This window comes from Pseudomonas sp. LH21 (genome assembly GCF_036549575.1).
GTDB lineage: Bacteria > Pseudomonadota > Gammaproteobacteria > Pseudomonadales > Pseudomonadaceae > Aquipseudomonas > Aquipseudomonas peradeniyensis.
In genome coordinates this window covers 3,726,942-3,749,802 of the sequence record NZ_CP144367.1, presented here as the reverse complement: position 1 = coordinate 3,749,802, position 22,861 = coordinate 3,726,942, and the positions used below count along the sequence as shown (strand labels likewise).

General features: G+C 64.9%; 20 protein-coding genes. 9 read left to right on the top strand and 11 right to left on the bottom strand.

Annotation, left to right across the window (positions count from 1 at the left end; translation table 11 throughout):
• Positions 1-50 precede the first annotated feature (50 nt).
• The 7 genes from VUG52_RS17065 to VUG52_RS17035 all read right to left on the bottom strand — a co-directional run bounded on the left by VUG52_RS17065 (position 51) and on the right by VUG52_RS17035 (position 7,944).
• Positions 51-485: a GNAT family N-acetyltransferase gene (locus tag VUG52_RS17065; RefSeq protein ID WP_050706370.1), complete on the bottom strand. Its 435-nt coding sequence runs from the start codon at positions 483-485 to the stop codon at positions 51-53.
• Positions 478-1,644 carry a ribosomal protein uL16 3-hydroxylase gene (locus VUG52_RS17060; protein ID WP_050706369.1) on the bottom strand — a complete coding sequence of 389 codons (1,167 nt, stop codon included), beginning with the start codon at positions 1,642-1,644 and terminating at the stop codon, positions 478-480. The genes VUG52_RS17065 and VUG52_RS17060 overlap by 8 nt, the downstream gene beginning before the upstream one ends.
• An 81-nt stretch (positions 1,645-1,725) precedes the next feature.
• Positions 1,726-3,096 (bottom strand): adenylosuccinate lyase, encoded by a 1,371-nt coding sequence (gene purB, locus VUG52_RS17055; RefSeq protein WP_331831815.1) that lies wholly within the window; start codon positions 3,094-3,096, stop codon positions 1,726-1,728.
• A gap of 204 nt (positions 3,097-3,300) precedes the next feature.
• Positions 3,301-3,927 carry a high frequency lysogenization protein HflD gene (gene hflD, locus VUG52_RS17050; protein ID WP_050706367.1) on the bottom strand — a complete coding sequence of 209 codons (627 nt, stop codon included), beginning with the start codon at positions 3,925-3,927 and terminating at the stop codon, positions 3,301-3,303.
• Complete coding sequence (gene mnmA / locus VUG52_RS17045; protein ID WP_050706366.1) at positions 3,924-5,048, bottom strand: tRNA 2-thiouridine(34) synthase MnmA; 1,125 nt, start codon at positions 5,046-5,048, stop codon at positions 3,924-3,926. Before mnmA ends, hflD begins: the two co-directional genes overlap by 4 nt.
• A gap of 59 nt (positions 5,049-5,107) precedes the next feature.
• Positions 5,108-5,548 (bottom strand): NUDIX hydrolase, encoded by a 441-nt coding sequence (locus VUG52_RS17040; RefSeq protein WP_050706365.1) that lies wholly within the window; start codon positions 5,546-5,548, stop codon positions 5,108-5,110.
• 170 nt (positions 5,549-5,718) lie between these two features.
• Positions 5,719-7,944, bottom strand: coding sequence for an NADP-dependent isocitrate dehydrogenase (locus tag VUG52_RS17035; protein ID WP_331831812.1), 2,226 nt, complete (start codon positions 7,942-7,944; stop codon positions 5,719-5,721).
• A gap of 460 nt (positions 7,945-8,404) precedes the next feature.
• On the opposite strand from VUG52_RS17035, the gene icd reads away from it, so the two are divergent.
• On the top strand, positions 8,405-9,661 hold the full coding sequence (icd, locus tag VUG52_RS17030; RefSeq protein WP_050706363.1) for an NADP-dependent isocitrate dehydrogenase: 1,257 nt from the start codon (positions 8,405-8,407) through the stop codon (positions 9,659-9,661).
• A 76-nt stretch (positions 9,662-9,737) separates the two neighbouring features.
• Here the strand turns inward: icd and cspD are convergent, their stop codons facing one another.
• Entirely contained in the window at positions 9,738-9,992 is a 255-nt protein-coding gene (gene cspD, locus VUG52_RS17025) for a cold shock domain-containing protein CspD (RefSeq protein ID WP_050706362.1), read from the bottom strand.
• A gap of 231 nt (positions 9,993-10,223) precedes the next feature.
• On the opposite strand from cspD, the gene clpS reads away from it, so the two are divergent.
• Positions 10,224-10,598, top strand: coding sequence for an ATP-dependent Clp protease adapter ClpS (clpS, locus tag VUG52_RS17020; RefSeq protein WP_050706361.1), 375 nt, complete (start codon positions 10,224-10,226; stop codon positions 10,596-10,598).
• Positions 10,599-10,628: 30 nt separating this feature from the next.
• Positions 10,629-12,899, top strand: a complete 2,271-nt coding sequence (gene clpA, locus VUG52_RS17015) for an ATP-dependent Clp protease ATP-binding subunit ClpA (protein ID WP_050706360.1) — start codon at positions 10,629-10,631, stop codon at positions 12,897-12,899.
• Positions 12,900-13,041: 142 nt separating this feature from the next.
• Here clpA and infA read toward each other — a convergent pair whose 3' ends face one another.
• From infA to aat, 3 genes are all read right to left on the bottom strand, one after another.
• A complete protein-coding gene (gene infA / locus VUG52_RS17010) occupies positions 13,042-13,260 on the bottom strand; it encodes a translation initiation factor IF-1 (RefSeq protein ID WP_002553999.1) in 219 nt (72 codons plus the stop codon).
• Positions 13,261-13,364: 104 nt separating this feature from the next.
• On the bottom strand, positions 13,365-14,072 hold the full coding sequence (locus VUG52_RS17005; protein WP_028692388.1) for an arginyltransferase: 708 nt from the start codon (positions 14,070-14,072) through the stop codon (positions 13,365-13,367).
• Between the two features lie 57 nt (positions 14,073-14,129).
• On the bottom strand, positions 14,130-14,810 hold the full coding sequence (aat, locus tag VUG52_RS17000) for a leucyl/phenylalanyl-tRNA--protein transferase (protein ID WP_050706359.1): 681 nt from the start codon (positions 14,808-14,810) through the stop codon (positions 14,130-14,132).
• A gap of 425 nt (positions 14,811-15,235) precedes the next feature.
• On the opposite strand from aat, the gene VUG52_RS16995 reads away from it, so the two are divergent.
• The 6 genes from VUG52_RS16995 (at position 15,236) to cysG (ending at position 22,778) form a co-directional block, all read left to right on the top strand.
• Entirely contained in the window at positions 15,236-17,680 is a 2,445-nt protein-coding gene (locus tag VUG52_RS16995; RefSeq protein WP_186735334.1) for a DNA translocase FtsK, read from the top strand.
• A gap of 62 nt (positions 17,681-17,742) precedes the next feature.
• Positions 17,743-18,366 (top strand): outer membrane lipoprotein chaperone LolA, encoded by a 624-nt coding sequence (lolA, locus tag VUG52_RS16990; protein WP_028692385.1) that lies wholly within the window; start codon positions 17,743-17,745, stop codon positions 18,364-18,366.
• Positions 18,367-18,378: 12 nt separating this feature from the next.
• Positions 18,379-19,704, top strand: coding sequence for a replication-associated recombination protein A (locus VUG52_RS16985; RefSeq protein ID WP_110733657.1), 1,326 nt, complete (start codon positions 18,379-18,381; stop codon positions 19,702-19,704).
• Positions 19,701-20,075, top strand: coding sequence for a fluoride efflux transporter CrcB (gene crcB / locus VUG52_RS16980; protein WP_028692383.1), 375 nt, complete (start codon positions 19,701-19,703; stop codon positions 20,073-20,075). Before VUG52_RS16985 ends, crcB begins: the two co-directional genes overlap by 4 nt.
• 30 nt (positions 20,076-20,105) lie before the next feature.
• Positions 20,106-21,386 (top strand): serine--tRNA ligase, encoded by a 1,281-nt coding sequence (gene serS, locus VUG52_RS16975; protein WP_050706349.1) that lies wholly within the window; start codon positions 20,106-20,108, stop codon positions 21,384-21,386.
• The gene (cysG, locus tag VUG52_RS16970) at positions 21,387-22,778 is read left to right on the top strand and encodes a siroheme synthase CysG (protein WP_050706348.1); all 1,392 of its coding nucleotides are present in this window, start codon (positions 21,387-21,389) and stop codon (positions 22,776-22,778) included. It begins immediately after the preceding gene.
• Positions 22,779-22,861 lie beyond the last annotated feature (83 nt).

The following is a 22,861-nucleotide window of genomic DNA, read 5'->3' as shown; positions in this document are numbered from 1 at the left end:
CCGACGCCTCGGCAAGGCCGCTCCTACAAAGAGCAGGCCAACTTGAGGGCTCAGGCCATCTCGCGCGAGTCGCGAACCATGTCCACGTGCGGGATGCCGGCCTCGAGGAACTCCTCGCTGACCACGCGGAACCCCAGGCGTTCGTAGAACGGCGTGGCGTGCACCTGGGCGCTGAGCATCTGCTGCTTGAGGTCGCGGTTCTGCGCCTCGACGATCACCGCGCGCATCAGCGCGTCGCCCACGTTCAGGCCGCGCCAGTCCTTGAGCACCGAGACCCGGCCGATGGTGCCGTCGGGCAGCAGGCGGGCGGTACCGATCGGGTAGTCGCCCTCCATGGCCAGGAAGTGCACGGCGGTCGGGTCCTCGGCGTCGAATTCCAGCTCCGGCGGCACGTGCTGCTCGGCGACGAACACGGCGCTGCGGATGCGGTGGATGTCGGCGTTGTCCTTGTGCCAGTCGGCCAGTCGAACACTGATCTTATTCATCGGCGAATCCCAGGCTGCCTTGCATGACCAGCTGTTGTACCAGCATCAGGCCGTCTTCGTCCTCCAGCCACTGCCCAAGGTTCTCGCTGTGCAGGGCGTCGGCGGAGCAGATCAGCTTCAGCAGTTCACGCAGTTTGCCCGGCAGCGGGCAGCTGCGACCGCTGGCGAACAGCAGCAGGTCGTCGCCGAACTCCGACCAGGCCAGGCGCGCGCTCGGGTTGCGGATCAGGATGGCGCCCTGGCCGAGGTAGTCGAGCAGCTCCTGCTCGCTCAGCTCCTCGCCGACAACCTGCTCGGGATAGCGCGGCTCGGTCATGAACTGGCCGAACCAGGTCAGCAGCAGGTCTTTGTCGGCCATGTGCTTGTCGATCAGCGCCTTGAGGCGGTCGAGGGCATCGTGCTGGATCTGGTGCGGGTCGCTGACCGGCTGGGCGTCGGCGTCGCTGTAGCGCTCTTCATCGGGCAGGAACTGGCCGAGGAAGTCGGTGAAGTGGGTCAGCACTTCGGCGGCGCTCGGGGCGCGGAAACCTACGGAGTAGGTCAGGCACTCGCTCTCGGCAACGCCGTAGTGGGCCAGGCGCGGCGGCAGGTAGAGCATGTCGCCCGGCTCCAGGGTCCACTCCTCGCTCTGCTCGAAGTCGGCCAGGATGCGCAGGTCGGCGTGGTCGATCAGCGCGCTGTCGCTGTTGCACATCTGCCCGACTTTCCAGTTGCGCGTGCCGTCGCCCTGCAGCAGGAACACGTCGTAGTTGTCGAAGTGCGGGCCGACGCTGCCGCCGGGCGCCGCGTAGCTGATCATCACATCGTCGATGCGCCAGCTCGGCAGGAAGCGGAACTCTTCGAGCAGCTCGGCGACTTCCGGCACGAACTGGTCAACCGCCTGCACCAGCAGGGTCCAGTCGCGCTCGGGCAGGTCGGCGAAGGCATCCTCGGCGAACGGGCCGCGACGCAGCTCCCACGGGCGCTCGCCGTGCTCGAGCACCAGGCGCGACTCGACTTCTTCTTCCAGGGCCAGGCCGGCCAGCTCGTCGGCGTCGATGGGGCTGACGAAGTCGGGGAAGGCCTGGCGCACCAGCAGCGGCTTCTTCTGCCAGTAGTCGCGCAGGAATTCACGGGCCGTGAGGCCGCCCAACAGTTGCAGTGGAGTATCAGAATTCATGTTCAACCTATTGAAAAAACTTAGTTTTCGTACGGGAATAAAAACGCCCGGCCAGGCCGGGCGTTAAGCGCGGGGCGCAGGTCAGATGCGTTTGGCCTGGGCTACCGCGTTGCCGATGTAGGTGGCAGGAGTCAGTTGCTTGAGCTCGGCCTTGGCTTCGGCCGGCATGTCCAGGCCGTCGATGAAGGTCAGCAGCGCTTCAGGGGTGATGCCCTTGCCACGGGTCAGCTCCTTGAGCTTCTCGTAGGGGTTCTCGATGTTGAAGCGGCGCATCACGGTCTGGATCGGCTCGGCCAGGACTTCCCAGCAGGCGTCCAGGTCGGCGGCGATGCGGGCGGCGTTGACTTCCAGCTTGCCGATGCCCTTGAGGCTGGCTTCGTAGGCGATGACGCTGTGGGCGAAGCCCACGCCCAGGTTGCGCAGCACGGTGGAGTCGGTCAGGTCGCGCTGCCAGCGCGAGATCGGCAGCTTGCTGGCCAGGTGCTGGAACAGCGCGTTGGCGATCCCCAGGTTGCCTTCGGAGTTCTCGAAGTCGATCGGGTTGACCTTGTGCGGCATGGTCGAGGAGCCGATTTCGCCGGCGACGGTCTTCTGCTTGAAGTAGCCCAGCGAGATGTAGCCCCAGACGTCACGGTCGAAGTCGATGAGGATGGTGTTGAAGCGGGCGATGGCGTCGAACAGCTCGGCGATGTAGTCGTGCGGTTCGATCTGGGTGGTGTAGGGGTTGAACACCAGGCCCAGCTCGTCTTCGATGAAGGCGCGGGCATTGGCTTCCCAGTCGATCTGCGAGTAGGCCGACAGGTGGGCGTTGTAGTTGCCCACGGCGCCGTTGATCTTGCCCAGCAGCGGCACGGCGGCCACCTGGGCTATCTGGCGCTCCAGACGGTAGACGACGTTGGCCAGCTCTTTGCCCAGGGTGGTCGGCGAGGCCGGCTGGCCGTGGGTGCGCGACAGCATCGGCACGTCGGCGTGGGCGTGGGCCAGGGCGCGGATGGATTCGGCGATCTGGCGCATCAGCGGCAGCAGCACTTCATCACGGCCGGCGCGCAGCATCAGGGCGTGGGACAGGTTGTTGATGTCCTCGCTGGTGCAGGCGAAGTGGATGAACTCGCTGACCTTGGCCAGCTCAGGCAGTTGAGCAGCCTGCTCTTTGAGCAGGTACTCGATGGCCTTGACGTCGTGGTTGGTGGTGCGCTCGATCTCTTTGACGCGTTCGGCGTGCTCGAGCTTGAAATCGGTGGCCAGGCTGTCCAGCACGGCGTTGGCTTCGGCGGAGAACGCCGGTACTTCGCCGATCTGCGGGTGGGCGGCCAGGCGCTGCAGCCAGCGTACTTCGACCAGGGCGCGGAAACGGATCAGGCCGAATTCGCTGAAGATGGGGCGCAGGGCCTGGGTTTTGCCGGCATAACGGCCGTCTACAGGGGAAACCGCAGTGAGCGAGGAGAGCTGCATGGGGTGTTCTCGGACAGTCAGGCTTTTGGAAGGGCGCATATCATACATGAAAATCGCGCCCGAGTCGGGTGGCTGACCAAAGGTCGGGCCTGTTTGAAACGGGTGGTACCGGGCGTGGGAGCGGGCTTGCCCCGCGATGGCGGCGTTGCGTCCGGCATCGCAATCGCGGGGCAAGCCCGCTCCCACGAGGATCAATACAGACGTTCAGGAATCAGTACGCATCATCCCGTACAGTTCATTGAGCAACTTGCGCCGGCTGAACACCAGCTGCCAGCGGTGTCCGCCCAGCTGGCGCCACAGGCGCGCGGCGCGGATGCCGGCCAGCAGCAGGGCGCGGATCTTCGAGGCATTGCTGGCCTGCTGCAGGAAACGCATGTCGCCGTGTACCTGGATGCGTTGGCGCAGGGTGCTCAGGGTGTCCTGGTACAAGGCTCCGCTGGAAGCGATGACATTTTCGTGAACCAGGCCGAAATGCTCGGCCTGGGACTGGATCTGCGGCAGGCGGTTGCCGATGGTGTCGAGCATGTCGCCACGCTTGTTCAGCTGGCGCTCCAGGCCCAGCATCGACAGGGCGTAGCGCAGCGGTTCGCGCTGCAGGCTGCTGGGGTCGCGCTCCAGGGCGCCGACCAGCGCGCGGTAGCCGTCGCGCAGGTTGAGGTCGTCGCCGCCGAACACCTCCAGGGTGTCCTTCGGGTCGCGCACCAGCAGGCTGCCGAGCATGCAACCGATGTTGGCTTCGCTGGCCTGGCCGGTGCGGGCGATGCGGTCGACCAGCACCGCGGCCTGGAACACGCCGCCGAGGGCGACCAACTGCTCCTGAAGGTTGTTCATCGACGCGGGCTCCACGGCTCGGCGATCTCGATCACACCGCCGCCCAGGCATACCTCGCCATCATAGAACACCACCGACTGGCCCGGGGTCACGGCGCGCTGCGGCTCGTCGAACACGGCGCGGTAGCCGCTCTCGGTGCGTTCCAGGGTGCACTGCTGGTCGCCCTGGCGGTAGCGCACCTTGGCGGTCAGCCGGCGCGGGCTGGACAGGTCGATCGGATTGACCCAGAAGATCTCCGAGGCCAACAGGGCGCGGGAGAACAGCCACGGGTGTTCGTTGCCCTGGCCGACCACCAGCACGTTGCGCGAGAGGTCTTTTTCCAGCACGTACCACGGCTCGTCGCCGGCGTCCTTCAGGCCGCCGATGCCCAGGCCCTGGCGCTGGCCGATGGTGTGGTACATCAGGCCATGGTGCTGGCCGATCACTTCACCCTCGGTGGTCTGGATCTCGCCGGGCTGGGCTGGCAGGTACTGCTTGAGAAAATCGCTGAAGCGGCGCTCGCCGATGAAGCAGATACCGGTGGAGTCCTTCTTCTTGGCGGTGGCCAGGCCGTGTTTCTCGGCGATGGCCCGTACCTCGGGCTTTTCCAGTTCGCCGACCGGGAACAGGGTGCGGGCGATTTCCTTGCCGCCGACGGCGTGCAGGAAGTAGCTCTGGTCCTTGTTCGGGTCCAGGCCCTTGAGCAGCTCGGTCAGCTCGCCTGTGTCGCGGCGGCGCACGTAGTGGCCGGTGGCGATCAGGTCGGCGCCCAGGGACAGGGCGTAGTCGAGGAACGCCTTGAACTTGATCTCGCGGTTGCAGAGGATGTCCGGGTTGGGTGTACGGCCGGCCTTGTACTCTTCGAGGAAGTGCTCGAACACGTTGTCCCAGTATTCGGCGGCGAAGTTGGCGGTGTGCAGCTTGATACCGATGCGGTCGCACACGGCCTGGGCGTCGGCCAGGTCTTCGCGGGCGGTGCAGTATTCGGTGCCGTCGTCCTCTTCCCAGTTCTTCATGAACAGACCTTCCACCTGGTAGCCCTGCTCGATGAGCAGAAGGGCGGAGACGGAAGAGTCCACGCCGCCGGACATGCCGACGATGACGCGGGTCTTGGCGGGGTCTTTGAGTGCTGGGCTGGTCATGGCTACCGGTGTGTATCAGAGGGGAAAAACGCCGATTCTATCAAACCCGCGGGCTGGCGTCAGTCGCGCAGCAGCTCGAGGCTGTGCAGCGGGCCTGCCAGGTAGTCGTCGAGGCAGCGCGGTACCAGCTCGCTACGCCAGCGCGACGGCTCGGCCAGCAATTCGTCGCGGGTCAGCCACACGGCGCGGACGATGTCGCTGTCCAATGCCAGGTCGGCATGATGGCGTACGGGGCGGGCGGCGAAGCAGATGCGCTGGTAGGTGACTCCGTTGCTGGGTGCGGTGTACAGGTAGATGCCGACCACGCCGGTGAGCTCGACTTCCCAGGCGGTTTCCTCGAGGGTTTCGCGCAGGGCGGCCTGGGCGATGGTTTCGTTGGCTTCGAGGTGGCCGGCGGGCTGGTTGAATACGTGCTGGCCGGCCTTGAACTCCTCGACGAAGAGGAACTTGCCGTCGTGCTCGACGATGGTGGCGACGGTGATGTGGGGTTGCCAGGTCATGCAGTGGGCTCCATGGCGGGGGGCGTGGGAGCGGGCTTGCCCCGCGATTGCGCCCATACAGGTTCAGCGCAATCGCGGGGCAAGCCCGCTCCCACGGGAGATTTCACAAACTTCAAAAAGCACAAACCCCGGTGCGTGGCCGGGGTCTGTGCTGTTACGTCAAGCGAACCTTACAGTGCGGCAATGGCGTTGTTCAGGGTCTGGCTCGGGCGCATCACCTTGGCGGTCAGCTCGGCATCCGGGGCGTAGTAGCCACCGATGTCGGCCGGCTTGCCCTGGACGGCGTTGAGCTCGGCGACGATGGTCGCTTCGTTCTCGCTCAGGGTCTTGGCCAGCGGGGCGAAGCGCGCCTGCAGGGCGGCGTCGTCGGTCTGGGCGGCCAGGGCTTCTGCCCAGTACAGGGTCAGGTAGAAGTGGCTGCCACGGTTGTCGATACCGCCGACCTTGCGCGAAGGCGACTTGTTGGTGTCGAGGAACTTGCCGGTGGCCTGGTCCAGGGTGTTGGCCAGGACCTTGGCGCGCGGGTTGTCGTAGGTGTTGCCCAGGTGCTCCAGGGAAGCGGCCAGGGCCAGGAACTCACCCAGCGAGTCCCAACGCAGGAAGTTCTCTTCGACCAGCTGCTGCACGTGCTTCGGTGCCGAACCGCCGGCGCCGGTTTCGAACAGGCCACCGCCGTTCATCAGCGGGACGATCGACAGCATCTTGGCGCTGGTGCCCAGCTCCATGATCGGGAACAGGTCGGTCAGGTAGTCGCGCAGCACGTTGCCGGTCACCGAGATGGTGTCCTTGCCTTCGCGGATGCGGGCCAGGGAGAACTTGATGGCGTCGACCGGGGCCAGGATGCGGATGTCCAGACCGGAGGTGTCGTGATCCTTCAGGTACTGTTGCACCTTCTCGATCATCACGCCGTCGTGGGCGCGGGCCGGATCCAGCCAGAACACCGCAGGGGTGCTGCTCAGGCGGGCGCGGTTGACGGCCAGCTTGACCCAGTCCTGGATTGGCGCGTCCTTGGTCTGGCACATGCGGAAGATGTCACCGGCTTCGACGTTCTGCTCCAGCACGACCTTGCCCTTGCCATCGACCACGCGCACGACGCCGTCGGCCTTGATCTGGAAGGTCTTGTCGTGGGAACCGTACTCTTCGGCTTTTTGCGCCATCAGGCCGACGTTCGGCACGCTGCCCATGGTGGTCGGATCGAAGGCGCCGTTGGCCTTGCAGTCTTCGATGGTGGCCTGGTAGATGCCGGCGTAGCAGCGGTCCGGGATGATCGCCTTGGCGTCCTGCAGTTCACCGGCGGTGTTCCACATCTTGCCCGAGTCGCGGATCATCGCAGGCATCGAGGCGTCGACGATGACGTCGCTCGGTACGTGCAGGTTGGTGATGCCCTTGTCCGAGTTGACCATGGCCAGGGCCGGGCGAACGGCGTACAGGGCCTGGATGTCGGCTTCGATCTCGGCTTGCTTTTCAGCTGGCAGATCCTTGATGCGGGCGTACAGGTCGCCGATGCCGTTGTTGGCGTTGAAGCCGACTTCAGCCAGGGCTGCGGCGTGCTTGGCCAGCACGTCGTTGTAGAACTCTTCGACGATCACGCCGAACATGATCGGGTCGGAGACCTTCATCATGGTGGCTTTCAGGTGTACCGACAGCAGCACGCCGGAGGCCTTGGCATCGGCGATCTGCTCGGCGATGAAGGCTTTCAGGGCCTTGCGGCTCAGGGTGGCGCAGTCGATGACTTCGGCGGCCTTGACGGCGGTTTTTTCTTTCAGGACGGTGGTGGAGCCGTCTTTACCGACCAGCTCGATGCGCAGGCTGTCGTCAGCCTCGATCAGCGCGGCTTTTTCGCTGCCGTAGAAGTCGCCCTGGGTCATGTGGGCAACGTGCGACTTGGAGTCGGCGGCCCAGGCGCCCATCTTGTGCGGGTGCTTGCGTGCGTAGTTCTTGACCGACAGCGGTGCGCGACGGTCGGAGTTGCCTTCGCGCAGGACCGGGTTCACGGCGCTGCCCTTGATGCGGTCGTAGCGGGCCCGGGATTCTTTTTCCTCGGCGCTGGCCGGCTCGTCGGCGTAGTCAGGGATGTTGAAGCCCTTGGCTTGCAGCTCCTTGATCGCGGCCTTCAGCTGTGGAACCGAGGCGGAGATGTTCGGCAGCTTGATGATGTTGGCTTCCGGAGTGGTCGCCAGTTGGCCCAGTTCCGCCAGGTGATCGCCTACCTGCTTCTCGGCGCCCAGTTGCTCCGGGAAGGCGGCGAGGATACGGCCGGCCAGGGAGATGTCGCGGGTTTCGACGGCGATATCGGCCGAAGCGGTGAAGGCCTCGACGATCGGCAGCAGCGAGTAGGTGGCGAGGGCGGGGGCTTCGTCGGTGAAGGTGTAGATGATCTTGGAACGGGTGGGCATGCGGGTTAACTCTCTATGTGCTGAGCGTACTCGAGTCTCGAGGTGCGCAGGGTAGGCGCTTCGCCCTGGCGACGCCATGAGCGGAAAGTCGAGAGGCTGCGAGCGGTGATGGTGGATGCATCAGTCGAGCGTCAAGTGCTGGGCCGCGGTAACAACCCAGGCTTTGCGGTCATTCATGACCAAGGGCGAGCCGCATTTTCCTAGGGTTCGCCCCGATGACCCCATGGTCGCGCCGGAGTATATCAAACCCTTTGGGCTATTCAGCAAGGCGAAGTGGTATCAGCGCATTTATAAGACCAAAGACGTAGGAGCAATGTGGCGTGTTGCCGCAGGTTGCCAGGGGGATTTTCCAGTCCATTTTCGGCTGTCGTGGCAGCGAGCTTGCAGGTCGGCAGATGTGGTTTAGGCTCAGTGGATCGCACGATTTCCAATCACACCAGGAAAAGCGGAGTAGTGCAGCATGGGATACCAGAAAATCAAGGTTCCGTCTGATGGTGCCAAGATCACCGTCAATGCAGACCATTCGCTCAATGTTCCCGATAACCCCATCATTCCCTACATCGAAGGCGACGGTATCGGCGTGGACGTCTCGCCGGTGATGATCAAGGTAGTCGACGCCGCCGTGCAGAAAGCGTATGGCGGCAAGCGCAAGATCGCCTGGATGGAGGTGTATGCCGGCGAGAAGGCCACCCAGGTCTACGACCAGGACACCTGGCTGCCCCAGGAAACCCTGGATGCGGTGCGCGACTACGTGGTGTCGATCAAGGGGCCGCTGACCACCCCGGTCGGCGGCGGCATCCGCTCGCTCAACGTGGCCCTGCGCCAGCAGCTCGACCTTTATGTGTGCCTGCGGCCGGTGGTCTGGTTCCAGGGCGTGCCAAGCCCGGTGAAAAAGCCGGGTGACGTCGACATGGTGATCTTCCGCGAGAACTCCGAGGACATCTATGCCGGCATCGAGTGGAAGGCCGGTTCGCCCGAGGCGAACAAGGTGATCAAGTTCCTCAAGGAGGAAATGGGCGTCACCAAGATCCGCTTCGACCAGGACTGTGGCATCGGCGTCAAGCCGGTCTCGAAGGAGGGCACCAAGCGCCTGGTGCGCAAGGCCCTGCAGTATGTGGTGGACAACGACCGCAAGTCGCTGACCCTGGTGCACAAGGGCAACATCATGAAGTTCACCGAAGGGGCCTTCAAGGACTGGGGCTACGAGGTGGCGCGCGACGAGTTCGGCGCCGAACTGCTCGATGGCGGCCCGTGGATGAAGTTCAAGAACCCGAGAACCGGCCGCGAGGTGATCGTAAAAGATGCCATCGCCGACGCCATGCTCCAGCAGATCCTGCTGCGTCCGGCCGAGTACGATGTGATCGCCACCCTCAACCTCAACGGCGACTACCTGTCCGACGCGTTGGCCGCGGAAGTGGGCGGAATCGGCATCGCGCCGGGGGCCAACCTGTCGGACACCGTGGCCATGTTCGAGGCCACCCACGGCACCGCGCCGAAGTACGCCGGCAAGGACCAGGTCAACCCGGGCTCGGTGATCCTCTCGGCCGAGATGATGCTGCGGCACATGGGCTGGACCGAGGCGGCCGATCTGATCATCAAGGGCACCAATGGCGCCATCGCGGCCAAGACCGTGACCTACGACTTCGAGCGCCTGATGGAGGGCGCGACCCTGGTCGGCAGCTCGGGCTTTGGCGAGGCGCTGATCAAGCACATGTAAGCGGGGCAAAAAAACCGGTCGCCTCTTTATTAAAGGGGCGACCGGTTTTTTCGTTTACCGGCAGACGGGTCGGGGATCAGACTTCGATGGTGTTGCCCGGGTTCGTCGCGCTGGCCTGGACGCTGCTGGTGGCGCTTCTGATGTCGGTCGCGTGCAGCCCTTTGGGGCCCTGGATGATCTCGAAGTTCACGGCCTGGCCGGCTTTCAGCGTCTTGTAACCGTCCATCTGGATCGCTGAATAGTGGGCGAACAGATCATCGGTCTTGCCGTCCTCGTTGATGAATCCGTAGCCCTTGGCATTGTTGAACCACTTGACTTTACCGCTTGCCATCCCTATGTCCCTCTGCAAAGGACTCCATCACTGGAGTATCATCCACTTCATCCGCATACGAACCTTGCGAGAAAATCTGGTTGACTGCGCGGATCTTTATCGACCACGGTGGGTTCTTATTGGTTGTAACACCGTTTTGCCGATAGTCAAGGTCAGCCGGCGCCCGCGCCGGGACAGGCCTGCGCGGTCAACCCACAACCTTAACCTGTCGCTCATGATGAAATTCTTTCCATGCATGTACTCAGTGAGATTCGACTAACATTCAATCAGGATCGCCCGCAGTCGAACGAGGACGGGCATGAGGACGATGGCGCCGGCCTTGCCGTCCAGGAGGCCAAGCCGATCCTGCAGGCGCCGCCGATGTACAAGGTGGTTTTGTTCAACGATGACTACACGCCGATGGATTTCGTCGTCGAAGTGCTCGAGACGTTCTTCAATCTGAACCGCGAGCTGGCAACGAAGATCATGCTGACCGTCCATACCGAAGGGCGGGCAGTATGCGGATTGTTTACCCGTGACATCGCCGAGACAAAGGCCATGCAGGTCAACCAATACGCCAGGGAAAGCCAGCATCCGCTACTCTGTGAAATCGAGAAGGACGGTTAATCGCCGACCACTTGGGTATGAGGTGAAGCTATGTTAAACCGCGAGCTCGAAGTCACCCTCAATCTGGCCTTCAAGGAGGCTCGTTCGAAGCGTCATGAGTTCATGACCGTCGAACATCTGCTGCTGGCACTCCTTGACAATGAGGCTGCCGCGACCGTTCTGCGCGCCTGTGGCGCCAATCTCGACAAACTCAAGCACGACCTGCAGGAGTTCATCGATTCGACCACCCCGCTGATCCCCGTGCATGACGAGGACCGCGAGACGCAACCGACCCTGGGCTTCCAGCGTGTGCTGCAGCGTGCCGTGTTCCATGTGCAGAGCTCCGGCAAGCGCGAAGTGACCGGCGCCAACGTGCTGGTGGCGATCTTCAGCGAACAGGAAAGCCAGGCGGTGTTTCTGCTCAAGCAGCAGAGCGTGGCGCGCATCGACGTCGTCAACTACATCGCCCACGGCATCAGCAAGGTGCCGGGCCATGGTTCGCACAACGAAAGCGAGCAGGACATGCAGGACGAGGAGGGCGGCGAAGCGTCGTCTTCCAGCAACCCGCTGGACGCCTATGCCAGCAACCTGAACGAACTGGCCCGGGCCGGGCGCATCGACCCGCTGGTCGGGCGCGAGCAGGAGGTCGAGCGCGTGGCGCAGATCCTCGCCCGCCGGCGCAAGAACAACCCGCTGCTGGTCGGCGAGGCCGGCGTGGGCAAGACCGCCATCGCCGAAGGCCTGGCCAAGCGCATCGTCGACGGCCAGGTCCCCGACCTGCTGGCGCAGAGCGTGGTCTACTCCCTTGACCTTGGCGCGCTGCTGGCCGGTACCAAGTACCGCGGCGACTTCGAGAAGCGCTTCAAGGCGCTGCTCGGCGAGCTGCGCAAGCGGCCGCAGGCGATCCTGTTCATCGACGAGATCCACACCATCATCGGCGCCGGCGCGGCTTCCGGTGGCGTGATGGATGCGTCCAACCTGCTCAAGCCACTGTTGTCGTCCGGTGAGATCCGTTGCATCGGCTCCACCACCTTCCAGGAATTCCGCGGCATCTTCGAGAAGGACCGCGCCCTGGCGCGGCGCTTCCAGAAGGTCGATGTCACCGAGCCATCGGTGGAGGACACCGTGGGCATCCTGCGCGGGCTGAAGGGCCGCTTCGAGAGCCACCACAACATCGAGTACAGCGACGAGGCCCTGCGCGCCGCCGCCGAACTGGCCTCGCGCTACATCAATGACCGGCATATGCCGGACAAGGCCATCGATGTGATTGACGAGGCCGGCGCCTACCAGCGCCTGCAGCCGGAAGCCAATCGGGTCAAGCGCATCGACGTGCCGCAGGTCGAGGACATCGTCGCCAAGATCGCGCGGATTCCGCCGAAGCACGTCACCAGCTCCGACAAGGAACTGCTGCGCAACCTCGAGCGTGACCTGAAACTGACCGTGTTCGGCCAGGATGCGGCGATCGACTCGCTGGCCACCGCCATCAAGCTGTCCCGTGCCGGCCTCAAGGCGCCGGACAAACCGGTCGGCTCGTTCCTGTTCGCCGGCCCCACCGGCGTGGGCAAGACCGAGGCCGCCCGCCAGCTGGCCAAGGCCCTGGGCGTGGAACTGGTGCGCTTCGACATGTCCGAGTACATGGAGCGGCACACCGTGTCGCGCCTGATCGGTGCGCCGCCCGGCTATGTCGGGTTCGACCAGGGCGGTCTGCTGACCGAGGCCATCACCAAGCAACCGCACTGCGTGCTGCTGCTCGACGAGATCGAGAAGGCCCACCCGGAAGTCTTCAACCTGCTGCTGCAGGTGATGGACCACGGGACCCTGACCGACAACAACGGGCGCAAGGCGGACTTCCGCAACGTGATCCTGATCATGACCACCAACGCCGGCGCCGAAACCGCCGCGCGGGCCTCGATCGGCTTCACCCACCAGGACCACTCGTCCGACGCGATGGAGGTCATCCGCAAGAGCTTCACGCCGGAGTTCCGCAACCGCCTGGACACCATCATCCAGTTCGGCCGCCTGTCCCACGAGACGATCAAGAGCATCGTCGACAAGTTCCTCATCGAACTGCAGGCGCAGCTGGAAGACAAGCGTGTGCTGCTGGAGGTCACCGACGCCGCCCGTGGCTGGCTGGCGGCCTCGGGCTACGACGTGCAGATGGGCGCGCGGCCGATGGCACGGCTGATCCAGGACAAGATCAAGCGGCCGCTGGCCGAGGAGATCCTGTTCGGCGAGCTGGCCGAGCACGGTGGCGTGGTACACGTCGACCTGCGCGATGGCGAGCTGGTGTTCGATTACGAGACCACGGCTGAAGTCGCGTAATGCCATCGCGGGGCAAGCCCGCTCCCCCGCCATCTCTACTGGCGTGGGAGCGGCGGTGCGCCGATGCGACTTGCTCCGCGATGCTTTTCAGCGCCCACAAAAAAAGCCCGGCACATTTGCCGGGCTTTTTCATGGCTGGAGCTTAGCGCGCACGGTAGGTGATGCGGCCCTTGCTCAGGTCATACGGCGTCAGTTCGACGCGGACCTTGTCGCCAGTGAGAATACGGATGTAGTTCTTGCGCATCTTGCCAGAGATGTGCGCGGTAACGACGTGCCCGTTTTCCAACTCCACGCGGAACATGGTGTTGGGCAGGGTGTCGACGACAGTGCCTTCCATTTCGAAGCTGTCTTCTTTCGACATGCAGTAAAGCCCTCGGTATCCAGTGATGGCCCGACGCACGACTGCACCGGGCAAAAAAAGTGGCGTGGATTATGCCCGAAATTTGTGTTTCAAGCCAATGCCTTTCAGTTGAGGGTGACCCAGCGCTGGTTGATCAGCAGTTCGATGGGGCGATACTGGGTCTTGTAGTTCATCTTCTTGCAGTTCTTGATCCAGTAGCCGAGGTACACCGCCTCGAGGTCCTGGCGCAGGGCTTCGGTGATCTGCCAGAGGATGGCATAGCGCCCCAGGCTGCGGCGCTCCTCGTCGGGCTCGTAGAAGGTGTACACCGCCGACAGCCCGTTGGGCAGCAGGTCGCACACCGCCACGGCCAGCAGCCGGCCCTCCAGGCGGAACTCGTAGAACCAGCAGAACGGCAGGTCACGGACCAGAAAGGTGGAGAACTGGTCGCGGCTGGGCGGGTACATGTCGCCGTCGGCGTGGCGCTGCTCGATATAGCGCCGGTACAGGTCGAAGTATTCTTCCTTGAAGGACGGGCGGGCGGCAGTGACGGTCAGGTCGGCGTTGCGCTTGAGGATTCGGCGCTGCTGGCGGTTGGGAATGAAGCGCGCCGCCGGAATGCGCGCCGGCACGCAGGCGTTGCATTGCTGGCAATGCGGGCGATAGAGGTGATCGCCGCTGCGGCGAAAGCCCATTTCCGACAGGTCGGCATAGACGTGCACGTCCATCGGCTGGCTCGGGTCGAGAAACAGCGTGGTCGCCTGCTCATCCGGCAGGTAGCTGCAGGAGTGGGGTTGAGTGGCATAGAACTTCAACCGCGCCAGCTCTGTCATGATCAACCCCTTAGGTGAGACGTTGTCTCTAAGTGTAAGCCAGCTCCGGGAACTCGCCTAGGCAACCCAGCGGGCGCCGCTGGGCTGGTCCAGGTACCGCGCCAGATGGCTGGCGAAGTCGGCCCGGCTGATGGCGCGGGCGCCCAGGCTGTGCAGGTGGTCGGTAGGCATCTGGCAGTCGATCAGCACGAAGCCGGCCTGCCTGAGGTGCTCGACCAGCGTCACGAAGCCCACCTTGGAGGCGTTGTCGGCGCGGCTGAACATCGACTCGCCGAAGAACAGTCGGCCCATGGCCAGGCCGTACAGGCCGCCGACCAGCTCGCCGTCGCGGCGCACCTCCACCGAATGGGCGATGCCGCGGCGGTGCAGCTCGCAGTAGGCGGCGCGCATGTTGTCGGTGATCCAGGTGCCGTCGGCATAGTCCCGTGGCGCGGCGCAGGCCTCGATCACCGCCGCGAAGTCGCTGTCGAAGCTCACCTGGTAGCGGCCCTGGCGGATCAGCTTGGCCAGCGAGCGCGAAACGTGCAGTTCGTCCGGGAACAACACGGTGCGTGGGTCGGGCGACCACCAGAGGATCGGCTGGCCGTCCTGGTACCAGGGGAAGCAGCCATGGCGATAAGCCGCGACCAGGCGGTCCGGGGTCAGGTCGCCGCCGGCGGCGAGCAGGCCGTTGGGATCGTGCAGGGCCTTTTCCAGGGGCGGGAAGGTCAGCGAGTCGCGGGTCAGCCAGGTGAGCATGGGGTTCTTGAGCGGCGGGGGAGGGGAGAGGGCAGCATGGCGTGCGTGCCTGGCAGGGTCAACTGCTGTGGCGCCTTCGCGGGTAAACCCGCTCCCACAGGCGTGCCGATAACCCTGTGGGAGCGGGTTTACCCGCGAAGGCGTCGGATCAGGCGAAACCCTTGGTCATTGCCCAGCCATTGCCAGGTCACTTGGCACCATCTGGCGCTTTTGCTGTCACACCTGTGCAAAAACACAGCATAAGCCTTTGTCACAAAAGAAAATGCATGCTCAAATTGCAGCTATATGAAAGTAGCCCCCGTTCACGCCCCACACGGCGTGCCGCCATGGCGGCTGGCGGGCAGTAATGTTAAAAGTAGTGGTTCATTGGCCAGTGACCGGCCAATCACTATTGGACGCGCAGCACGCGCAGGAATAGACGCGTTTTGAAGAAATCCACCGCAACTCCAGCCCCCTTGCCAGTGCCCCTGTGGCGGCAACAGCTGCACTACCGCCTGAAGGAAGGTGCGCTGATCGCCGTCGGCGCGCTGTGCCTGTACCTGTGGATGGCACTGGTCACCTATGACACCGCCGACCCGGGCTTCAGCCACACCAGCAACGCCGAGCAGGTGCAGAACGCCGCCGGTCGCGCCGGGGCCTATTTCGCCGACATCCTGTTCATGGTGCTCGGCTATTTCGCCTATATCTTCCCGCTGCTGCTGGCGATCAAGACCTGGCAGATCTTCCGCGAGCGCCACCAGCCCTGGCAGTGGAGCGGCTGGCTGTTCTCCTGGCGCCTGATCGGCCTGGTGTTCCTGGTGTTGTCGGGCGCGGCGCTGGCGCATATCCACTTCCACCCGCCGGCGAGCATGCCGTTTTCCGCCGGTGGCGCCCTGGGCGAGAGCCTCGGCGACCTGGCACGCAACCTGCTGAACGTGCAGGGCAGCACGCTGATGTTCATCGCCCTGTTCCTGTTCGGCCTGACCGTGTTCACCGACCTGTCGTGGTTCAAGGTGATGGACCTCACCGGCAAGATCACCCTCGACCTGTTCGAACTGGTGCAGGGCGCCGCCAACCGCTGGTGGGAGGCGCGCAACGAACGCAAGCGCCTGGAAGCCCAACTGCGTGAAGTCGACGATCCGGTCTTCGACCTGGGCGGCAAAGGCGATAAACGCGAGCCGGCCAAGCCGCAGCCGCGTGAACGCGCCGAGCCCGTGGTGATGCGCGAAGAGCCGCCGGCCCGCCCGGTCGCGCCACGCGAAACCGTGGTGGCTCGCCCGCAGCCCGCCGCCCCGGTGATCATCCCGCCGACCGCGGACAAGGCGCCAGAACCGAGCAAGCGGGTCATGAAGGAAAAACAAGCACCGCTGTTCATCGACAGCGCCGTGGAAGGCACCTTGCCGTCGATTTCCATCCTCGACCCGGCCGAGCAGAAAAAGATCGAGTACTCGCCGGAGTCCCTGGCCGGCGTCGGCCAGTTGCTGGAGATCAAGCTCAAGGAATTCGGCGTGGAAGTCGCGGTCGACTCGATCCACCCGGGCCCTGTGATCACCCGCTACGAGATCCAGCCGGCCGCGGGCGTCAAGGTCAGCCGTATCGCCAACCTGGCCAAGGACCTGGCGCGCTCGCTGGCGGTGACCAGCGTGCGCGTGGTCGAGGTCATTCCCGGCAAGACCACCGTGGGTATCGAGATCCCCAACGAGAACCGCCAGATGGTGCGCTTCTCCGAGGTGCTGTCGTCGCCGCAGTTCGACGAGAACAAGTCGCCGGTCACCCTGGCCCTGGGCCATGACATCGGCGGCAAGCCGGTGATCACCGACCTTGCCAAGATGCCGCACCTGCTGGTGGCCGGTACCACCGGTTCCGGTAAGTCGGTGGGTGTGAACGCGATGATCCTGTCGATCCTGTTCAAGTCGGGCCCGGAAGACGCGCGGCTGATCATGATCGACCCGAAGATGCTCGAACTGTCGATCTACGAAGGCATCCCGCACCTGCTGTGCCCGGTGGTCACCGACATGAAGGACGCCGCCAACGCCCTGCGCTGGAGCGTCGCCGAGATGGAGCGCCGCTACAAGCTGATGGCGGCCATGGGCGTGCGCAACCTGGCGGGCTTCAACCGCAAGATCAAGGACGCCCAGGAAGCCGGCGAGATCATCCACGACCCGCTGTACCGTCGCGAGAGCATGGACGACGAGCCGCCAGCGCTGAACACCCTGCCGACCATCGTGGTGGTGGTCGACGAATTCGCCGACATGATGATGATCGTCGGCAAGAAGGTCGAAGAGCTGATCGCCCGTATCGCCCAGAAGGCCCGTGCCGCCGGTATCCACCTGATCCTGGCCACCCAGCGCCCGTCGGTGGACGTGATCACCGGCCTGATCAAGGCCAACATCCCGACCCGCATGGCGTTCCAGGTGTCGAGCAAGATCGACTCGCGGACCATCATCGACCAGGGTGGAGCCGAACAGCTGCTCGGCCACGGTGACATGCTCTACATGCCGCCGGGCACCAGCCTGCCGATTCGCGTGCATGGCGCGTTCGTTTCCGACGACGAGGTGCATCGCACGGTCGAGGCCTGGAAGCTGCGCGGCGCGCCGGACTACAACGATGACATCCTCAACGGCGTCGAGGAGGCCGGCAGCGGCTTCGACGGCGGCGGTGGTGGCGGCGGCGATGGCGACGACCCGGAAGCCGACGCGCTCTACGACGAAGCCGTGCAGTTCGTGCTGGAAAGCCGCCGGGCGTCGATCTCGGCGGTGCAGCGCAAGCTCAAGATCGGCTATAACCGCGCCGCGCGGATGATCGAGTCGATGGAAATGGCCGGCGTGGTCACGCCGATGAACAGCAACGGCTCGCGGGAAGTGATTGCCCCGGGCGGCCCGCGCGACTGATGAACAACCTGCCGGGTGCCATTGACGGCGTCCGGCCCCTTCACTGTGCAATGAGGATTTCCATGCGCGCCATTCGCATGCTGTTGGTTTCTGCCCTGGCTACGGCCAGCCTGTCGGCCCAGGCCGGCGAACAGGACGTCCAGCGCCTGACGCAATTGCTGGAAAAGTCGCAGACCATCGAAGCCAATTTCTCCCAGCTGACCCTGGATGCCGGCGGCACCAGCTTGCAGGAGACCAACGGCAAGATGACCGTCAAGCGCCCGGGCCTGTTCTACTGGCACACCGATGCGCCGCAGGAGCAGGTCGTGGTGTCCGACGGCAAGAACGTCACCCTGTGGGACCCGGACCTGGAGCAGGCGACCATCAAGAAGCTCGACGTGCGCCTGAACCAGACCCCGGCGCTGCTGCTGTCCGGCGATGTGTCGAAGATCAGCCAGAGCTTCGACATCACCTCCAAGGAACAGGGCGAAGTGATGGACTTCACCTTGAAGCCCAAGACCAAGGATACCCTGTTCGACTCGCTGCGCGTGTCGTTCCGCCGGGGCCTGATCAATGACATGCAGCTGATCGACAGCGTCGGCCAGCGCACCAACATCCTGTTCAATGGCGTCAAGGCCAACCAGGCGGTGCCGGACAGCAAGTTCCAGTTCGACATCCCCAAGGGCGCTGACGTCATCAAGGAGTAAGCGGAGCCTGTGATGGACCTGTTTCGAAGCGAACCCGTCGCCCAGCCCCTGGCTGCTCGCCTGCGTCCGTCCAACCTGGACGAGTACGTCGGCCAGGAGCACCTGCTGGCGCGTGGCAAGCCGCTGCGCGAGGCGCTGGAGCAGGGTGCGCTGCACTCGATGATCTTCTGGGGGCCGCCTGGGGTGGGCAAGACCACCCTGGCGCGGCTGCTGGCGCAGTTCTGCGACGCCCACTTCGAAACGGTGTCGGCGGTGCTGGCCGGGGTCAAGGAGATCCGCCAGGCGGTCGAGGTGGCGAAACAGCAGGCCGGCCAATATGGCCGGCGCACCATCCTGTTCGTCGACGAGGTGCACCGCTTCAACAAGTCGCAACAGGACGCCTTCCTGCCCTATGTGGAGGACGGCACGCTGATCTTCATCGGCGCCACCACCGAGAACCCGTCGTTCGAGCTGAACAACGCGCTGCTGTCGCGGGCGCGGGTCTACGTGCTCAAGAGCCTGGACGAGGCCGCGCTGCGCAAGCTGGTCGATCGCGCCCTGAGCGAGGAGCGCGGCCTGGGCAAGCGTAACCTGCGGGTGGGCGATGAGGCTTTCAAGATGCTCATGGCCGCCGCCGACGGCGATGGCCGGCGCATGCTCAACTTCCTCGAGAATGCCTCGGACCTGGCCGAAGACGGCGGCGAAATCGGCGTCGAGCTGCTGCAGAGCCTGCTCGGCGACAGCCGCCGGCGTTTCGACAAGGGCGGCGAGGCCTTCTACGACCAGATTTCCGCGCTGCACAAGTCGGTGCGCGGCTCCAATCCGGACGGCGCGCTGTATTGGTACGCGCGCATGCTCGACGGTGGCTGCGACCCGCTGTACATCGCCCGCCGGGTGGTGCGCATGGCCAGCGAGGACATCGGCAATGCCGACCCCCGCGCCCTGAGCCTGTGCCTGGCGGCGTGGGACGTGCAGGAGCGCCTGGGCAGCCCCGAAGGCGAGCTGGCGGTGGCCCAGGCCATCACCTACATTGCCTGCGCGCCGAAGAGCAACGCGGTGTACATGGGCTTCAAGGCGGCCATGCGCGAGGCCGCCGAGCACGGTTCGCTGGAAGTGCCGCTGCACCTGCGCAACGCGCCGACCAAACTGATGAAGCAACTGGGCTATGGCGAGGAGTACCGCTATGCCCACGACGAGCCGGACGCCTACGCCGCCGGCGAGGACTATTTCCCCGAACAGCTCGAGCCGCGCCAGTACTACCAGCCGGTGCCGAGAGGACTTGAGCTGAAGATCGGCGAGAAGCTCAAGCACCTGGCCGAGCTGGACCGCAACAGCCCCCGTCAGCGGAGAAAACCGTGATCGCACTTATCGCTGCAGTCAGCGCCGGCGGGATTGCCGGTACGCTGCTGCGCTTCGCCACCGCCAACTGGGTCGCGGCCCACTGGCCACGGCACTTCTATGCCGGTACGCTGGCGGTCAACCTGGTCGGCTGCCTGCTGATTGGTCTGCTCTACGGGTTGTTCCTGCACAAGCCGCTGGCGCCGGTCGAGCTGCGCGCCGGGCTGATCGTCGGCTTTCTCGGCGGTTTGACCACTTTTTCCTCCTTCTCGCTCGATACCGTGCGCCTGATGGAAAGCGGGCAGGTCCCGTTGGCCTTGGGCTATACCATTATCAGCGTGGTAGGCGGCCTGCTCGCGACCTGGGCCGGCCTGTCCCTGACCCGATTCTGAACCAACATCTACACATAACGAGAGAACGACATGCTCGATTCCAAACAGTTACGCACTGAACTTCAGGCAGTGGCGGACCGCCTGGCCACCCGTGGCTTCAGCCTGGATGTCGCGCGCATCGAATCGCTGGAAGAGCGCCGCAAATCGGTGCAGACCCGCACCGAGCAACTGCAGGCCGAGCGTAACGCCCGTTCCAAATCGATCGGCCAGGCCAAGGCCAAGGGCGAGGACATCGCGCCGCTGATGGCCGACGTCGAGCGCATGGCCAATGAACTGGCCGCCGGCAAGACCGAGCTGGACGGTATCCAGGCCGAGCTGGACGCGATCCTGCTGACCATCCCCAACCTGCCGGACGCCAGCGTGCCGGTCGGCGCCAGCGAAGACGATAACGTCGAAGTGCGCCGCTGGGGCACCCCGGCCACCTTCGACTTCGAGATCAAGGACCACGTCGCCCTGGGCGAAGTCAGCGGTGGCCTGGACTTCGAGGCCGCGGCCAAGCTGTCCGGCGCCCGCTTCGCCGTGCTGCGCGGCCCGATTGCCCGCCTGCACCGCGCCCTGGCGCAGTTCATGATCAACCTGCACACCGGCGAACACGGCTACGAGGAACACTACACCCCGTACCTGGTGCAGGCCCCGGCCCTGCAGGGCACCGGCCAGCTGCCGAAGTTCGAGGAAGACCTGTTCAAGATCAGCCGTGAAGGCGAAGCCGACTTCTACCTGATCCCGACCGCCGAAGTGTCGCTGACCAACCTGGTGGCCGGCGAGATCCTCGACGCCAAGCAGCTGCCGCTGAAGCTGGTCGCCCACACCCCGTGCTTCCGCAGCGAAGCCGGCGCCTCGGGCCGAGACACCCGCGGCATGATCCGCCAGCACCAGTTCGACAAGGTCGAGATGGTGCAGGTCGTCGAGCCGGCGAAATCCATGGAAGCCCTCGAAGGCCTGACCGCCAACGCCGAGCGCGTGCTGCAGCTGCTGGAGCTGCCGTACCGCGTGCTGGCGCTGTGCACCGGCGACATGGGCTTCGGCGCGGTCAAGACCTACGACCTGGAAGTATGGGTGCCAAGCCAGGACAAGTACCGCGAGATCAGCTCCTGCTCCAACTGCGGTGATTTCCAGGCGCGCCGCATGCAGGCCCGCTGGCGCAACCCGGAAACCGGCAAGCCGGAGCTGGTGCACACCCTCAACGGTTCGGGCCTGGCGGTCGGCCGTACCCTGGTGGCGGTGCTGGAGAACTACCAGCAGGCCGACGGTTCGATCCGTGTGCCGGAGGTGCTCAAGCCGTACATGGGTGGCGTCGAGGTCATTCGCTGAATGGACTACCTGCCGCTTTTCCATAAGCTGCAGGGCGGCCGCGTGCTGGTCGTCGGCGGCGGCGAGATCGCCTTGCGCAAGGCGCGCCTGCTGGCCGATGCCGGCGCCGCGCTGCGGGTGGTGGCGCCGGAGGTCGACGGCCAGCTGGCCGCGCTGGCCCGCGAGGGCGGTGGCGAGGTGCTGGTGCGTGGCTACCAGGCGAGCGACCTGGAGGGCTGCCGCCTGGTGATCGCGGCCACCGACGACTCCGCGCTCAACGCCCAGGTCTCGGCCGAGGCCCAGGCGCGCAGCCTGCCGGTCAACGTGGTGGATGCCCCGGCCCTGTGCACGGTGATCTTCCCCGCCATCGTCGACCGCTCACCCCTGGTGGTGGCGGTCTCCAGCGGTGGCGACGCGCCGGTGCTGGCGCGCTTGATCCGCGCCAAGCTGGAAGCCTGGATCCCGTCCGCCTACGGTGAGCTGGCCGGGCTGGCGGCGCGTTTCCGGCACAAGGTCAAGGCCTTGTACCCGGACGTCAATCAGCGCCGTGGCTTCTGGGAGAGCGTGTTCCAGGGCCCGGTTGCCGAGCGCCAGCTGGCCGGGCAGGGCGCCGAGGCCGAGCGCCTGTTGCAGGCGCTGGTAGATGGCGCGCCGGTGCAGCAGGGCGGCGAGGTGTACCTGGTGGGCGCGGGGCCGGGCGATCCGGACCTGCTGACCTTCCGTGCCCTGCGCCTGATGCAGCAGGCCGACGTGGTGCTGTACGACCGCCTGGTGGCCCCGGCCATCATCGAGATGTGCCGGCGTGACGCCGAGCGCATCTATGTCGGCAAGCGCCGCGCCGACCACGCCGTGCCACAGGACAAGATCAACCGCCTGCTGGTCGACCTGGCCCGCCAGGGCAAGCGCGTGCTGCGGCTCAAGGGGGGGGATCCGTTCATCTTCGGCCGTGGCGGCGAGGAGATCGAGGAGCTGGCGGATGAGGGTATCCCGTTCCAGGTGGTGCCGGGTATCACCGCGGCCAGTGGTTGTTCCGCCTATGGCGGGATTCCGCTGACTCATCGCGATTATGCCCAGTCGGTGCGTTTCGTTACCGGTCACCTGAAGGACGGCACCAGCAACCTGCCCTGGGATGACCTGGTGGCGCCGGCCCAGACCCTGGTGTTCTACATGGGGCTGGTCGGGTTGCCGACCATCTGTGCCGAGTTGATCCGCCATGGGCGCGCGGCGAGCACGCCGGCAGCCTTGGTGCAGCAGGGGACCACGCGTAATCAGCGGGTGTTCACCGGTACCTTGGCTGACCTGCCGGAGCTGGTGGCGCGTCATGAAGTGCATGCGCCAACCCTGGTAATCGTTGGGGAAGTGGTGCAACTGCGCGAGAAGCTGGCGTGGTTTGAAGGGTCGCAAGACGCCTGAGCACGTTGTAGATCCACGTGGGAGCGGGCTTGCCCCGCGATAGCGTCAGAGGCGGCAACATTGTTGCCTGATCCGGCGCCATC